Annotated in this window: 15 protein-coding genes; 3 read left to right on the top strand and 12 right to left on the bottom strand. The window is 39.2% G+C overall.

The features are described from left to right. Nucleotides 1-82: 82 nt before the first annotated feature. The 11 genes from betA to J8L73_RS16060 all read right to left on the bottom strand — a co-directional run bounded on the left by betA (nt 83) and on the right by J8L73_RS16060 (nt 12,039). A complete protein-coding gene (gene betA / locus J8L73_RS16110; RefSeq protein ID WP_211018607.1) occupies nt 83-1,750 on the bottom strand; it encodes a choline dehydrogenase in 1,668 nt (555 codons plus the stop codon). A gap of 11 nt (nt 1,751-1,761) precedes the next feature. Beyond that, nucleotides 1,762-3,225 carry a betaine-aldehyde dehydrogenase gene (gene betB / locus J8L73_RS16105; RefSeq protein ID WP_211018605.1) on the bottom strand — a complete coding sequence of 488 codons (1,464 nt, stop codon included), beginning with the start codon at nt 3,223-3,225 and terminating at the stop codon, nt 1,762-1,764. A 1-nt stretch (nt 3,226) separates the two neighbouring features. Beyond that, nucleotides 3,227-3,802, bottom strand: coding sequence for a transcriptional regulator BetI (gene betI, locus J8L73_RS16100; RefSeq protein WP_211018673.1), 576 nt, complete (start codon nt 3,800-3,802; stop codon nt 3,227-3,229). A 413-nt stretch (nt 3,803-4,215) separates the two neighbouring features. Beyond that, nucleotides 4,216-4,521, bottom strand: coding sequence for a hypothetical protein (locus tag J8L73_RS16095; protein WP_211001412.1), 306 nt, complete (start codon nt 4,519-4,521; stop codon nt 4,216-4,218). Continuing rightward, complete coding sequence (locus J8L73_RS16090; protein WP_211018603.1) at nt 4,521-4,778, bottom strand: DUF3081 domain-containing protein; 258 nt, start codon at nt 4,776-4,778, stop codon at nt 4,521-4,523. Before J8L73_RS16090 ends, J8L73_RS16095 begins: the two co-directional genes overlap by 1 nt. Before the next feature lie 248 nt (nt 4,779-5,026). Continuing rightward, nucleotides 5,027-6,250, bottom strand: a complete 1,224-nt coding sequence (locus tag J8L73_RS16085; protein WP_211018595.1) for a type III PLP-dependent enzyme — start codon at nt 6,248-6,250, stop codon at nt 5,027-5,029. 297 nt (nt 6,251-6,547) lie between these two features. Beyond that, a complete protein-coding gene (locus J8L73_RS16080; RefSeq protein WP_211018592.1) occupies nt 6,548-7,363 on the bottom strand; it encodes a transporter substrate-binding domain-containing protein in 816 nt (271 codons plus the stop codon). A 91-nt stretch (nt 7,364-7,454) separates the two neighbouring features. Continuing rightward, nucleotides 7,455-8,258, bottom strand: coding sequence for a DUF1338 domain-containing protein (locus tag J8L73_RS16075; protein WP_211018590.1), 804 nt, complete (start codon nt 8,256-8,258; stop codon nt 7,455-7,457). Between the two features lie 22 nt (nt 8,259-8,280). Beyond that, nucleotides 8,281-9,747 carry a succinylglutamate-semialdehyde dehydrogenase gene (gene astD, locus J8L73_RS16070; RefSeq protein ID WP_211018589.1) on the bottom strand — a complete coding sequence of 489 codons (1,467 nt, stop codon included), beginning with the start codon at nt 9,745-9,747 and terminating at the stop codon, nt 8,281-8,283. Nucleotides 9,748-9,753: 6 nt separating this feature from the next. Beyond that, nucleotides 9,754-10,788, bottom strand: coding sequence for an arginine N-succinyltransferase (gene astA, locus J8L73_RS16065; protein WP_211018580.1), 1,035 nt, complete (start codon nt 10,786-10,788; stop codon nt 9,754-9,756). A 45-nt stretch (nt 10,789-10,833) separates the two neighbouring features. Then, complete coding sequence (locus tag J8L73_RS16060) at nt 10,834-12,039, bottom strand: aspartate aminotransferase family protein (protein WP_211018578.1); 1,206 nt, start codon at nt 12,037-12,039, stop codon at nt 10,834-10,836. 182 nt (nt 12,040-12,221) lie between these two features. Here J8L73_RS16060 and J8L73_RS16055 point away from each other — a divergent pair, with 182 nt between their 5' ends. The 3 genes from J8L73_RS16055 to J8L73_RS16045 all read left to right on the top strand — a co-directional run bounded on the left by J8L73_RS16055 (nt 12,222) and on the right by J8L73_RS16045 (nt 14,578). Then, complete coding sequence (locus J8L73_RS16055) at nt 12,222-12,650, top strand: Lrp/AsnC family transcriptional regulator (RefSeq protein ID WP_058550238.1); 429 nt, start codon at nt 12,222-12,224, stop codon at nt 12,648-12,650. Between the two features lie 300 nt (nt 12,651-12,950). After that, nucleotides 12,951-13,319: a hypothetical protein gene (locus J8L73_RS16050; protein WP_211001420.1), complete on the top strand. Its 369-nt coding sequence runs from the start codon at nt 12,951-12,953 to the stop codon at nt 13,317-13,319. Between the two features lie 89 nt (nt 13,320-13,408). Further along, the gene (locus J8L73_RS16045) at nt 13,409-14,578 is read left to right on the top strand and encodes a cellulose-binding family II protein (protein WP_211018576.1); all 1,170 of its coding nucleotides are present in this window, start codon (nt 13,409-13,411) and stop codon (nt 14,576-14,578) included. 25 nt (nt 14,579-14,603) lie between these two features. Here the strand turns inward: J8L73_RS16045 and J8L73_RS16040 are convergent, their stop codons facing one another. Next, entirely contained in the window at nt 14,604-15,536 is a 933-nt protein-coding gene (locus J8L73_RS16040; RefSeq protein WP_211001422.1) for a hypothetical protein, read from the bottom strand. Between the last annotated feature and the right edge of the window lie 59 nt (nt 15,537-15,595).

Raw genomic sequence — 15,595 nt, 5'->3', positions numbered from 1 at the left:
ATAAACACCGCATAACCAATTTATGCCGTGAGCCACTACAAGATATACGTGCTCTGCGTAATACAGAGCACTTATGGCTTAATTAAATCTCACTATTACGCTGTGTTGTTTGCCAATTGTCACTCATGGCTACATTAACTGAAGCTTGAGGCAGGGGCGTTTTTCCCAAAATTAAATCAGCTGCTTTTTCAGCCACCATAATCGTAGGAGCATTTAAATTTCCGTTAGGTACTGTTGGGAATATAGACGAGTCAACAACACGCAAACCTTCGATACCATGTACTTGAGTACTTGAATTAACCACAGCCATATCGTCTTCACCCATTTTGCATGAGCAAGAAGGGTGATAAGCACTTTCTACGGCTTGGCGTACAAAAGCGTCAATTTCTTCGTCGGTTTGGATATGTTTACCTGGTTGAATTTCTTCATCACGGTAATCATCAAACGCACTTTGTTCAATGATGTCGCGGGTTAAACGCACACAGGCTCTAAAGCCTTCAATGTCGTCTTGATGCTGTAAGTAATTAAACACTATTTGTGGCGGTTGCTCAGGGTTAGCTGATTGAATCGTAACACTGCCGCGACTTTTTGGTTTGTTATGACCAACGTGAACTTGAAAACCATGACCTGCAAACGCACTACGACCATCGTATCGCATAGCGGCTGGTAAAAAGTGATATTGAATATCTGGCCATTCAACTTCAGGCTTTGAGCGAATAAACGCACACGACTCAAAGTGATTAGTTGCACCCAAACCTTTACGAGTAAGTAGCCATTTAGCGCCAATTAAGCCTTTAGAAATAAGCCCTAACTTGCCATTTAAAGTAATTGGTTGCTTACACTTGTACTGAAAGTAAAATTCAAGATGATCTTGTAAGTTTTGACCTACACCCGGTAAGTGGTGTTTAACTTCGATGCCTGCTTTTTCTAGTATGTCTTTATCGCCAATACCAGAGAGCTGTAAAATATGCGGAGAGCCAATTGGGCCTGCGCTTAAAACAACATCTTTGGCAGCATGAGCAGTTTGAACGTTACCATTAACTTTGTACTCAATGCCTGTAGCTTTTTTACCATCAAGAATCACTTTTTGAGCAAGTGCACCAGTGATCACCGTTAAATTAGCGCGTGATTTAACTGGGTCTAAATACTCACGAGAAGCCGAGCTGCGGACACCGTCTTTCACAGTCATGTGCATTGGGCCAAAGCCTTCTTGTTGGGCGCTATTATAATCGTCTGTACTAGCATAACCTGCTTGTACACCGGCTTTTATAAACGTAGTGTACAACGGGTTTTGCATTTCGTTACCGTTATTAACGCCAAGTGGGCCTTTACCACCTCGGTATGTATTTTCACCTAGGTAAAAGCTTTCTGCCTTTTGAAAATACGGTAAACACGATTGGTAGTCCCAACCATTAGCGCCGTGCTGTTGCCATTCATCAAAATCTTTAGCATGGCCACGAACATACACCATACCGTTAATTGACGACGAACCACCAAGGACTTTTCCGCGAGGGCAGTGCATTTCACGGTTATCTAAATGTGGCTCAGGTTGAGTATGAAATTGCCACGCATACTTATCGGTATTCATAGGAATAGACAGCGCAGTTGGCATTTTTATAAAAATACTTTTATCGCTGCCGCCGGTTTCAAGCAGTAACACACGATTACTAGCATCTTCAGACAATCGGTTAGCTAAAACACAACCCGCAGATCCTGCGCCAACAATAATATAGTCGTAATGATTACTCATAGTAGGGCGCCTTAAAATGGGCTTTCTATGTCGGCCATACCAACATAAATAGACTTAGTTTGCGTGTAATGATCAAGTGTTTCTATGCCATTTTCACGGCCAATACCAGATTGCTTGTAGCCACCAACAGGCATTTCGGCCGGTGAGTTACCGTAGGCATTAATCCAACAAATGCCGGCTTCTAACTGATGAATAATACGGTGTGCGCGTTTTATGTCGCTAGTAAATACGCCCGCGGCTAAGCCTAGATGAGTGCCATTGGCACGTGCAATTACGTCGTCTTCGTCTTCAAAAACAAGCACACTCATTACCGGGCCAAATATTTCTTCTTTAACTATGGTCATATCATCATGGCAATCGATAAATACAGTAGGCGCAACAAAGTAACCATTAGGCGCAGATTCAGGTGAAAGCGTTGACCCACCAGTAAGTAGCGTAGCGCCTTCTTCAATGCCTTTATTTACATAGCTCATTACTAAATCTTGGTGGTTTTTAGAAATTAATGCACCAAAGTTAGTATTTAAATCTTGTGGGTCGCCGGCAATAATATTTTGCTCAGTGCGCGTTTTAAGCTCATCAATAAATTGCTGATATATATTCTTATGTACATAAATACGTGTACAGTTAGTGCAAATTTCGCCTTGCGTATAAAAGTTACCTAACATAGCTGCACTAACTGCTTGCTCAATATTGGCATCATCAAATACAACAAGGGGTGATTTACCACCAAGCTCCATTGTGACGTCTTTTAAAGTACCCGCAGCGCTTGCAACTACTTTTTTACCTGTACCGACTTCACCCGTAAACGACACTTTGTCAATTTCGCTGTGCGACGTTAACCATTGACCTACGTCCCCAGCACCTTGTACTACGTTAAATACGCCAGCAGGTACGCCTGCTTCTACAAATATCTCAGCTAGTTTAATAGCACCTAGTGGTGTTTCTTCAGATGGTTTAAATATAAATGCATTACCAGCGGCAAGGGCAGGGCCTGATTTCCAACATGCGATTTGTAACGGGTAGTTCCATGCACCAATACCTGCACAAATACCTAATGGCTCTTTGCGCGTGTAATAAAAGTCATCACCTACCATTTGTTGTTGGCCAACTTGTGCAGGGGCTAGGCCTGCAAAGTATTCAATCACATCTGCGCCGGTTTCAATATCAACACAATTTGCTTCTTGCATTGGTTTGCCGGTATCAAGCACTTCTACTAGTGCAAGCTCGTCGTTACGCTCGCGTAAAAGTGCGACCGCTTTGAGTAAAATGCGGCTACGTTCAATGGGTGTCATTTTTGACCACTGTGCAAAACCTTGTTTTGCACTTTCAATGGCTGCGTTTTGCACAAATTCATCGGCAACTTCTACCGAGTATATAACTTCATCTGTTGCTGGATTTTTTACATCAAAAGTTTCGCCGCTTTGGTTTGCAAGGAAGTGGCCGTCAATAAAGTTTTGATAGACAGGTGTAGTCACGCTAGGCTCCATATTGCTTAATGAGTGAATGCACGTAGTTTTTAGCTAACGTTTCACTGTGTTTAAATTTGTCTTCGTTTGATTTAATCAATACTGCTCTTAACCATAGGCCATCAATCATGGCGGCGCTAAGTTCCGCAGCTTGTTTTGCTTGCTTTACTGGCATTAGTTGCTTAAAAGAAAATGCTAAATTACTTTGCAAGCGGTTACTGTTTACGTTTTGTAGTCGATGTAGTTCTTTATCGTGCATTGACTGCGCCCAAAAACTTAACCATGTACGGGTTGTATCGTTGCGCTGTTGAACAAGTGCAAAGTTGGCCTCAACAATAAACATTAAGCGCTCAATAGCGCTGGTAGATGGTAAAACTTTTTCAATTAATTCATTTTTTAGATTAGATAATAAATACCTAACCGTTGCCTCTATTAATCCCTGCTTGCCGCCAAAATAGTGACTGATAATGCCCGAGGATAGCCCAGCATTTTTACTAATCGTATTAATTGTCGTGCCTTGTAATCCACGCAGTGCAACCGACTCTATGGTTGCGTCAATTAGCTGCTGACGCCTGACAGGTTCCATTCCAACTTTAGGCATATTTTTTATTAATTGAACGTTCAATAAAGATAAGCTTAATGTAATAGCTCTAACAATTCAAGGCGTAAGTAAACCATCAGATACCAAGATGTAGATGGAATATTAACAAAAGTGAGAAGGTTTTCAGGGGGTGAATGACAATTCAATGATAAATAATGCTGCTAAATTTCAACTACTTACGCATTAATTTTGTAATGTTAAAATTAGTAAGTATTTGTTTACAGCATTGGAGTAATAAAAAAGATAAATAATCGTTAGAAGGGTAATAGTTAGAGTACTAATGGTATTTTAAATAGACAGAAGTTTTGTGATTGCGAGTTTAATTAGTGTACTAATTAAAAGTTTTTTAAATGAAGTTACATTTAGGAAGTGGTGAGGTTTTAGAAAAACCGATGTGCTTAAAGGGGAGATATAACACCTTTAAACAACAAAGGGTAGCGCCTTAAACGGTTACCAATATAGTCATCGGCTAGAATTTGCTGGCAAATAAAATCTACGTCGTTACTCGCCTCAAACACCCAGTCAAAACGTTCTATGGCAAGTAAAAAACCACGTTTTAAATGGGTTTGCTGACGGTATTCGTCAAGATTTTTACGTACAATCTCAAGCTTTTCAGGATGAGACATCAGTTCATTAATAACTAAATTTATAAACGAAGTGGTTTGTTTGTTAGTGGTGCGCTTGCGAAGTCGTCGTGGCTGCATTATTCCTCGTTTGCTATGTTGTATAATTTTTTTAAAAAGTCGTCTTTGTGTTTATCGTGCTCGTAATCGAGATGGTATGCGTTGTGAAAGCCAAACCTTAACAATACACCACTCCCTTCTAAATAAATGGTGTAACCGTCTATGTCGGAGTATGCAGTAACTCCTTCGTAGTGCTTACCAATATCGTTAGGTTTACCGCGTTGTTGAATGCGTTCATACACTGATAAAATTTGTTTGTTATCGAGTTCGTTTTTCATAATTAACCCTTAACTATTTAAGCCTGATACGCTTTATATATGTGGGTCGATCATCATAAAAACAATGCGGTGATATAATTTTATTATATGGACTTACATATGCTATGAGCTGTATTTAAAGAAACTGTAAGTCAGTTAACTCTAATTACGAGATTATATTTGTATAAAAAAACGCAGTTGGAATGAGCAACTGCGTTTAAGTATATAGTTACAAGCCAACGTAACTATAGTTGAGGAAATGGAGCCAATTAACCAGTTAACTCTTGGCTGTGTACTTGCTCGTTTAATACTACAACTTCAGCTCGTTTGAAAAAGTTAAAGTCGGTTGCTGTAGCCAGTGTGTATGCGCCCATCATACGGCTGATAATTAAATCGCCGTTGTTTAGTTTGGGCAACATAATAGAATCACTCACTACGTCTATGCTGTCGCAAGTAGGGCCTGCAAGTACAGACTCAAAACGCTCACCATTTTGTTTAGCACTATCGATAGGGTATGCCGCTTCGTCAAACATTAAGCCGCTGAAAGAGCCATAAATACCGTCATCCAAGTAATACCACGTTTTACCTTCGCGTTGAGCTTGGCCCATCACTGAGGCTACGCTAGTTACACTGCTTGCTACAATAAAACGACCCGGCTCTGCAATAATTTGCATTGTTTCAGGTAATTGCGCTAAAGCTACGTTTATTGGTGCACAAAAAACGTCAATTGGTAGTACATCTGCGCTGTATGGCACAGGAAAACCACCACCAATATCGAGTGTGCTAAGTGCTGGTAAGCCAAGCTCACTTACTTTGGTAATTACTTTTGCACACGCATTAATTGCTTCAACGTATTTAGTTGGGTTTGGTGATTGCGAGCCAACATGAAACGATAACCCTTTTATACGAATACCTAGTTGCTGTGCGTAGCTAATAATGTCAATTGCAGCGTCAGGGCTGCAGCCAAACTTTTTAGATAAATCTGCAAATGCATCTTTATTACGAAAGCTTAAGCGCACTAAAATTTCAGCTTGGTCTTTGTAGGTAATAAACTTTTCAAGCTCGTTTATGTTATCAACAACAAACACAGTGCATCCATACGCTAGCGCATCGCGAATATCACTGTCGCGCTTAATTGGATGAGTGTGAATAGTACGCTCACTTGGCACGCCTTGGCTTGCCACTAAGTCAACTTCACCGCTTGTTGCTAAATCAAAGCTTGCCCCTTCTTCAAGTAAGGTGCGTACCACAGCGGCTAAAGGCAGTGGTTTTAATGCAAAGTGCAAAACAACGCCAGGTAGTGCATTTTTAAGCGCGTGGTATTGCCGACGAATAGCTTCGCAGTCAAGGACCATAAGTGGTGCGCCAAATTGTGCTGCAAGTTGTTCAATGTGCGTGTTAATCGGTTGTACATAATCAAATGCTTGATTTGCAGCAACCGCTGCTGCAGGTACTTTAGTTACGGTGTCTTTTAGTTGAGTTGATAAAGCCATTATATTTTCCGAGTACATTAAGCAACCGCTCGGGTTATGGTTTATCCACGAGTCGGTTGAGTGAGATCAATCGTGCTTACGCACAGTCAAATTCACTCTTGGATAGTTGCTCTATCGCCTTGCTACAAACGGGGTTTGTAATGTACTCGGATTGGCTATCATCAAGAAGCGGCGAGATAATAAAACGAGTTTTTCTTCAGCGCAATATAAATTTTATAAATAATAAAAATATTTAATTGTTTATAATTATCATGTGATTACATCGATATGAATTACTTATCTTAACGATTTATATTATTAATCTTTGTGAGATGCTACAAACATATTTTTGTTTGCAAGCATGATTTCACTCGAAGTATCAGCGCTATAAGAGTGACCAGGTTGCTTGCGTAGGTAGTTGTAAATTGTTGGGGTTTTCATTAAGTGATTTATAGCTTGAATTACTTTTATCCCCTGAGGTGTTTTACTGCATGCGAAGTAGCCATTTATATATTCAGGGTATTCAGTTATTGCTCGACTACCTATTTTTTTAAGCTGCTCTTCGCTAAACGTTTCTTGAATATTTACTTCATAATCAACAATCATATCTATTCTATTATGTATAAGTAAGTTTGGTAGCTGGGAGCTCGTATCTTCACTACTGATTGATGCGATTTGGTTTTTGTATTTTTCTAATGTAGGCTCAAGCTCTTTGTAGCTAGTGCCAGAGTCGACACCTAAGGTGTGGTTTTTATCAAGTAAGTCTGCAATAGAAACCTGCTCAGGTAGGCCGGCCAAAAAGTCCTTAAATGCGTAAATCTTCCTTTGCTCATAAACAGTGGTTGGTAGCTCTGAAAAAACAATATTTTCTTCACGTTCTGATGTTTTAATTAGGTCATAACTACACACGGGCTCACTAGTTTCAAGACGTACAATGAGACGAGCTTGATTTGTCCACTGTAACTTAGCGTCAAAAACATGGCTTAAAAGGCGCTTAAATGTTTCATCTGATTTTAAAAATCCATCAGTAGAGGCATTAGCTCTAGAAAGCAATGTAATAGGCTCGTTTGCAATACCTACTTTTGATGTAAGCACAGCAAAAAGAATAAAAAAGGTTTTATATATAATAGTCATAATCCTAAGTGTAATTGTTCTAGAATAAAATTGTCGTAAAAAAGCCCAAAAGGGCTTTTTAAATTACCAGAAGCGTTATGACCAAGAATATTTAACGGGCATTTGTACTTTCAAATATCTTATCAGCAGACGCTGCGACAAAACCTGTGTAAAGCTCGCCATCAGCTTTAGGGTATCTAATTGCAAACTCATAAAAACAACTAGGAATGCGTAACTCGCCATCACTGAACATAACGGCGTAATCATCAGCAAGTGTTGATGATTGCTCTAGTAACACCTCAGGTGAGCCTTTTACTTCGCCGCCTGATGTATTAAGCGCAAAGCCTGCATCTTTAAGCGCCTGATTAACATCATGAATGTTATCAAACTTGACAAGCATATTAATATTTACAGTAAAGTGATTGGCACGATAGCCCCATGCTGACATCCACGCGGCATATTCGCTTTCTGCTAATAACTGCTTGTAGGTTTCACCGCTTACTTGCCAATGTGTACCTGAATATAAAAAGTTCTCAGCGGTTACAGTGCTTTCATCAATTTGATTTACCATATCGGTAACAATAGCTTGTAACTCTGGTGAGCACTTTTCTACTAATAACTCTGAGATAAATACTTTAGGTTGATTTGGATCGCTGTGCTCGTAGTGTTTAGCGTATAGCTTTTTAGCTTCAAAGTGGTATTCGCCACACTCTGTGTAACCTAGCGCTAAAAAATGTGCTGCTAGTTTTTCAAGGCCTACTTTTTCTATATTGAACGTACGTAGCGCAATATGATCGTTAATTATGTCGTCTTTTTGAGTTGAACCTAAAAGGTCATGAATTTTATCTGCCGATGGCGTAACGGCTAAATAGTTATCCCATAGGTTTTCAAATAATGTATTGACGTTGGTATGCATGTTAAATCCTTAAAAATGGGTATTATTCTATTACTAAGCCAGGTGCTAAAGTTTGCGGTAAATTCACTTTGTCTGATTCAACTGACGCAACAGGGTAAGCGCAGTAATCGGCCGCATAATATGCGCTAGCACGGTGATTACCACTTGCACCAATACCACCAAACGGCGAAGCACTAGAGGCACCTGTAATAGGGCGGTTCCAATTGACAATGCCAGCACGAATGCGTTTTAAAAAGTGGCTGTAATCATCTTCGTTATCGCTAAGTAAGCCAGCTGATAAACCAAAGCTGGTGTTATTAGCCTCTGCTATTGCGCTGTCAAAGTTGTTGTAGCGGTAAACTTTTATAAGCGGGCCAAAGTGTTCTTCATCGGCCATGTTAGCGATATGTGTAACATCAATAATACCTGGGCTTACAAAGCCTGTGCCTGCTTTTAGCTGCTTAAGCTCAACGAGTATTTTGCCGCCGCTTTCAACTAATTCATTTTGCGCAGCAACCATACCAAGGGCTGCTCTTTCGTTTATCATTGCACCCATAAATGGCTGGTCAGCTGCAAAGCTATCATCAACGACAATATTTTTAGTCGCGCGAATAAGTTTTTCTAAAATGGCATCACCATTGGTTGAATTCTCAATAAACACGCGGCGTGCACAAGTACAGCGCTGGCCAGAAGTAATAAAGCCAGATTGAATAATATCGTGTACTGCAGCGCTTACATCGGCAACATCTTTAACTATTAATGGGTTGTTACCGCCCATTTCAAGCGCTAAAATCTTACCTGGGTGGCCGGCAAACTGCTTATGTAGTAAAAGGCCCGTGTTTGAGCTGCCGGTAAAAAATAAGCCATCTATGTCTTTATGTGAGGCAAGTGCTTTACCTGTTTTTACTTCACCTTGCACTAGGTTAATAACCCCCGATGGTAAGCCTGCTTTTAACCAAAGTGATAAAGTAAATTCAGCAACGTGGGGTGTAAGCTCAGAGGGTTTAAACACCACGGTATTGCCTGCTAAAATGGCAGGTACTATGTGGCCGTTTGGTAAATGCCCTGGGAAGTTGTAAGGGCCAAATATAGCTACAACGCCGTGTGGTTTATGGCGTATAAACGCTTTAGCACCTGGCATTGGGTTTTCTATTCTGCCGGTGCGCTCGTTATAAGCTTTAATAGAAATGGCCACTTTACCTGTCATAGCGCCTACTTCTGTGCGTGTTTCCCAAAGAGGCTTGCCAGTTTCACGCGCTATTATGGCTGCAAATTCTTCGCTGTGCTCTTTTAATTGCGCTACAAAGTTTTCAAGTATGGTAATACGCGACTCAATTGGTGTATCTGCCCATTGTACTTGTGCGGCTCTAGCGGCATTAATTGCAGAATCTACTTGCTCAGCAGTTGCGCCATTACCTTGCCATACAACTTCGCCGTTACTTGGGTTAATAGAGCTAAAAGCAGGGCCTTGGCCTGTTTGCCATTGGTTATTTATAAGGTGTGTGTTCATATTTTTTTACAGGCGAAAAAAGCGCGCTGCATCTCCTTGGGATAAATTAAGGGCATCAGCCACTTCTTGGCTTATTACTAAGGTGTGTTTAGCGTGGTTATAGTGGGCATGCTGGGTAAAGGTAGCTCTAAACCCACTTACACCTTGGTTGCAAACGGCAAGTGTATCTGAGCTGTGCTGGCTAATATGTTCCAGCTCGCCGATTGTAATAGGGCATACTTGAGACTCACGAATACTGCGAATATTACCAAGTTTTGCTTCTACCGTTGGACCTGCATCAAACAAATCAACGTAGCCACGATGCTCAAAACCTTCTTTTTCAAGTAATTTGAGCGCCGGTTTTGTTTTGTCATGCACATGGCCAATAACTGCTTGGGCTTTTTTACTTAGTAAGTTTACGTAAATAGGGTATTTAGGCATTAACTCACTAATAAACACTTTATCACCAAGCCCCACTAAGTGATCAGCCTGAGGAAACTCAATACTAAAAAAGTGCTCTTGCAACCACTGCCAAAACGGTGAATGACCATCTTCGTCGCTTACGCCGCGCATTTCAGCAATCACGGTATCGGCAAAACGTTCGCTGTGCTGCGCCATAAATAAAAAGCGTGAGCGTGACAAAAAGCGACCGGTTAAACCTCTGCGGCTGTTTTCGCGCAAAAACAAAGTACATATTTCGGAGCATCCGGTGTAATCGTTACACATGCTTAAAATATCAACGGTGTTATAAACATTAAGTGTAGGCGAGTGATGTACTGTTTTACCTAAATGGTAATGGTACAGCGGTACGGATAAACCAACAGCGGCTTCTATGGCGGTAGTCCCAATGACTTCACCTGTTTCGCTATCTTCTAAAACAAATAGGTAACTTTCATCGAGTGGCTGATTGATATTTTTAGCAAAGCTTTTTTCGGCGCGATCTATTTTTTCTTTTAATTGCTCATCATCTACAGGCAGAGAGGTAAAGCCATGGCCTGACTCGATTGCAATTTGCTTAAGTGCAGCAAAATCTGCAGTGGTAATAGGACGTAATACTTGCATTTATTACTTGCTCCAACAGCGCGCTTTGAGGCGCGCCTACTTAAATTATCCGTTTACTACGTCGCTTACTGCTTTTTCAAAGCGTGCTAGGCCTTCTTTAATATCTTTAAATGGAATAACTAAAGAAGGGGTAAAACGAATCACGTTCATGCCCGCCACTAAGTTCATTAAGCCATTGTTAGCACTGGCAACTAAAAAGTCGCGTGCGCGGCCTTCAAATTTTTCGTTTAATACAGCGCCAATAAGTAAACCTTTACCACGTACTTCACTAAATACGTTGTACTTTTCGTTAATAGCGTTTAAGCCATCGCGGAATAACTGCTCGCGCTCTTTTACGCCATTTAATACATCAGGTGTGTTTACTGTATCAAAGGCGGCTTCTGCTACAGCACATGCTAGTGGGTTACCACCATAAGTAGAGCCGTGCGTACCTACTTTTAAATGATCTGCGATATGAGTACGTGTGATCATAGCGCCAATAGGAAAACCGCCACCAAGTGCTTTGGCGGTCGTTAAAATATCAGGCACTACGCCTAAGCCTTCGTATGCGTATAAATCGCCAATGCGGCCAACACCGGTTTGTACTTCATCAAAAATAAGCAGTGCATTATGCTTAGTACATAACTCGCGTACTTTTTTAGCAAATTCATCTGTTGGTGAAATAATACCGCCTTCACCTTGCAGTGGCTCCATCATTACTGCACACGTTTTATCGCTAATAAGTGCTTCAAATGCTGCAATGTCGTTGTAATCACAATGCATAATGTCGCCAGGCTTAGGACCGAAGCCATCTGAGTAAGCCGCTTGGCCGCCCACTGTTACGGTAAAAAATGTACGGCCATGGAAACCTTTGTTAAACGCAATGATTTGTGACTTTTCTTCGCCGTGTTTATCTAAAGCAAAACGACGCGCAAGTTTAAGTGCGGCTTCGTTAGCTTCTGCGCCTGAGTTTGCAAAATACACTTTGTCCGCAAATGTAGCATCTACCATTTTTTGTGCTAAACGTAGGGCAGGCTCGTTAGTCATCACATTTGATAAGTGCCAAATTTTCTCGCCTTGCTCTTTTAATGCAGATACAAGCGCAGGGTGGCAGTGCCCTAAACAATTAACAGCAATACCACCTGCAAAATCAATAAACTCGTTGTTATTTTGATCCCATACACGTGAGCCTTCGCCGCGCACTGGAATAACAGCCGACGGGTTATAGTTTGGCACCATTACATCGTTAAATAAGTCTCTTGATACTTGCATTTTGTACACCTAAAAATTGTGAATATTGAATAAAGATTAGCAAAATAAAAACGTTGGCGTTTTCTCAGCTAAGTAATTTTTGTTATTGGTGGTTATTATCGAAGGTTATACATTAAATTTGCAGTGCTATTTTGTGAAAATTGATTACAATAAAAGTCAAAATAACGAAGTTAATAAGCAATATGATAACTCCACAAGACGAAAAGTTACTTTCAATTTTAAAAACTAATGCGCGTGCAAGTATTTCTGACTTAGCGCGCATGCTTAATCTATCGCGTTCTACTGTGCAAAGCCGAATGTTAAAGCTTGAAGAAACCGGTGTTATAAAAGGCTATAGCGTTGACTACGGTGAAGATTATTTAAGCAGTATGGTATCGGCTCATGTATCTATTAAAGTGATGCAAAAACTCACCACTAAAACCAATTTAGAGCTTAAACAGATTGATGCTATTTCTCAGCTTTATGCAATAAGCGGTGAGTTTGACTTAATTGCTGTTGTACAAGCGCAAAACTTAGAAAAATTGAGTCATCTACTTGATGATATTGGTAATCTAGATGGGGTCGAACGGACAACTTCTTCGGTAATTTTGGAAACTAAATTTAAGCGTTAATATGGTTTTAATCATGTACAAAAACATATTTTGTTTATTTTTGTTGAGTAAATCCAAATATAGCTAAATTTATACCCCAAACAACGTTTAAATTATTGTATTTTTAGAATTGGATGTTAGAATTCGGAGTGTTTTCAGACATTTTAATGGATGAATAACAAGGAATTAACCACTCTTTACACGGATGTTTGAATGTACCTGCCATGTACCCATATAAACAACATCAGTAAACTTTATTAGAAGCAAGACTTTTGCTTTGTTTAAAAATGGAAGTAGTTTGCTACTGCATTAAGGAAAATGATGAAAAAATTAATCATACTATCTGTATCTGTTATTTTTGTTGGGTATTATTTAAATGCAAAAGCGAGTCAGGGCTCATTAAATAAAGGAACTGAGGTTAAAACGTTCAGCGATATATTTTATAAACTAGAAACGTCCGCTGTAAGTGTTAATGAAATTATAATTGGCGCGACGGAGTTTGCTCTAACAATGTGTGCAGATAGAGCTTACCAAGAGGTTCTAGGTAATAGTGTCCAAAGTTGTCATGCTAACTTTCAAAAATCAAAAGATATATGCGCGGGTTATTTGATAAAAAGTTCACAACCACTCTATAGAGATAAAACAAAAGTAACTGCATTAACAGAGAAGTTTATTAATTGTGTAAGTTAGTATCATACAAACCTTTACCATAAGTTTTTAAAACTTTTCATTTGTTTGACTATACTTTGTTCAATTTCTGCAAATATTAGTAATTGATTATGTCTGTCTTATTTCTTTTAACGCTTCTTGGATTATCCGAGCCACTTAAGTTTGGTTCTAACTTACCGACCACCACACCCGATAACGCAGTAAACCAAGTACAATGCATTTTATATGAGATGGGCACGTCTTTTCAGTTGCAAACACTGCCATGGCTTCGTGCCAGACGAGAGGTTAAGTTAGGCCGTTTAGACGGGTACTTTACTACTCATTTAACGCCAGAAATGAAAACCTATGGAAAAATAACTTCGCCTATATTTTTAGAAAAATGGTACTGGTTTACTCACCCAGATAGCATTAACAAGCCGGAAGATAAAATCCACTATGGTGCTGTGAGAGGGAGTTATCAGGCTAACTGGTTAAAATCTCAAAATATACAAGTTCAAGTTGAAGTTAACTCGTTAGAAGAAATTATTAGGATTTTACATCATCAAAGAGTAGATAGGATATTGCTCGATCTAGATGATTTTGAACACGTTGCATCGGGCTTAGGAATAGATCAATCCCTTTATAATAAAGAGTTTTTTCGCTATGTACCGCTAGGTTTATTTGCTTCTAATTCTTTAACAAAGCGTCACCCACAATTTATGAGTCAGTTTGACGACAACCTAGGCGCATGCTCTCAAGCACCTTTTGCATTATCGAAGAGCGAAAAAAAACATATTTTAGGTTTAATATATAAACAAGCCAAAGTACTGGCTGCTATGCCTAAATTGATAGAGGAAACCCTTATAAGTAATAGCTCGCGATTAGACGAAAATGAGCTTTTAGAATTAGATACACAATGGCAAACAGAAGTAAAAAAAGAGCACGCTAAGCTAGGTAAAGCAATGCTCAATAAAGCACTATCTAAAAAATTAATAGCATGGCAGTCTCAGTTTAATGGCAGTGTGACCGAAATCATACTTACCGACAACCAAGGTAAGAATGTAGCAATAAGTAAACTTACTACTGATTACTGGCAAGGGGATGAAAATAAGTTTAGCAACGTATTTACACTAATCGACGATTACTATTTTGATAATGTGGAATACGATATATCTACTCATCACTTTCAAGTTCAATTAAGCATTCCGGTATTTAATAAGCACTACAACCACATAGGCGTACTAATAATGGGCATTGATGTGGAAAAGGCATTGCATTTGAATTCTAGCTATTTGCAATAACCACTCAAAATTGACGATTAAGTACTTACTTTTCAGCACTTTTAACAGTAGAGACTTTACGTATTACATTTTTAGTGACTTCATCTAACTTTATAAAATAGGCATTCCCGCCAATGCCTTTAAACTCTTCATCGGTGAATACAATTGTATTGTCATCATAAAAAGTAATAGCCTCTTTTTGAGTAACTATGCCTAAATCGATACGCGATACATCACCAGAGAAAAACTTATCACCTTTATAGTTTTCGAATAACCAAATACTTGTTGAATCTAAAAGTACTAATTTTTTACGATCAGGGCTTAAGGCTGCAGATGTTATCCAACACAGTTTTTCCATGGTGGTACACGTTTTAAATGAATCGATTAGTTGAGCACTAAAATTCGCGGCATGATCACCTACTTTATAAACTTTTGTGATGCCATCAAATGGCTCTGTACGGTTTTTAGTAAATAAGTATAAATGGCGTCCAAGTGCAACAAATGCTTCTAGGTCGTAGTTACGTTGGTCCGGTGTTACTGGGCTACCATCAAGCTCAGGATAAGTAAATTTTATTATTTCGGCTTCGGTTGTATTGCTTTTAATATCGATTGGATTTTCTATTTTATAAATGGTTAGCCATTTACGATCATTTTTATTATTGCCAAAGTCACCTAAAAAAAAATGACCAAACTTATTTTGGGTCATATCTTCCCAATCAATATTTTTAGCATTAGTTACCAAAATTTCTTTTGCTATGGAACCGTCTTTATTTAATCTATATAGCTTGGGCTTATCGCCACCGTCATTTATGGCCCACAAGCGTTGTTTTTTATCAAACTCTATGCCTGAAATTTCTTTCAATTTAGGGTCAACAGAAATTTCTTTTTTACTATACAAGGTGTAAATGGATGTACCAATAAATGCAACTGCAGCCAAAACAATGATTGCTATAGTTATTAAAATGCTTTTTTTTAACATGAAATTAATTATATTTCAGAGTATTAGAATGCTGGGTATTATCCATGATGCAAATATAT

It is taken from the genome of Pseudoalteromonas sp. MMG006 (assembly GCF_018101025.1).
Taxonomy (GTDB): domain Bacteria; phylum Pseudomonadota; class Gammaproteobacteria; order Enterobacterales; family Alteromonadaceae; genus Pseudoalteromonas.
This window is presented reverse-complemented; position numbering and strand designations above follow the sequence as displayed.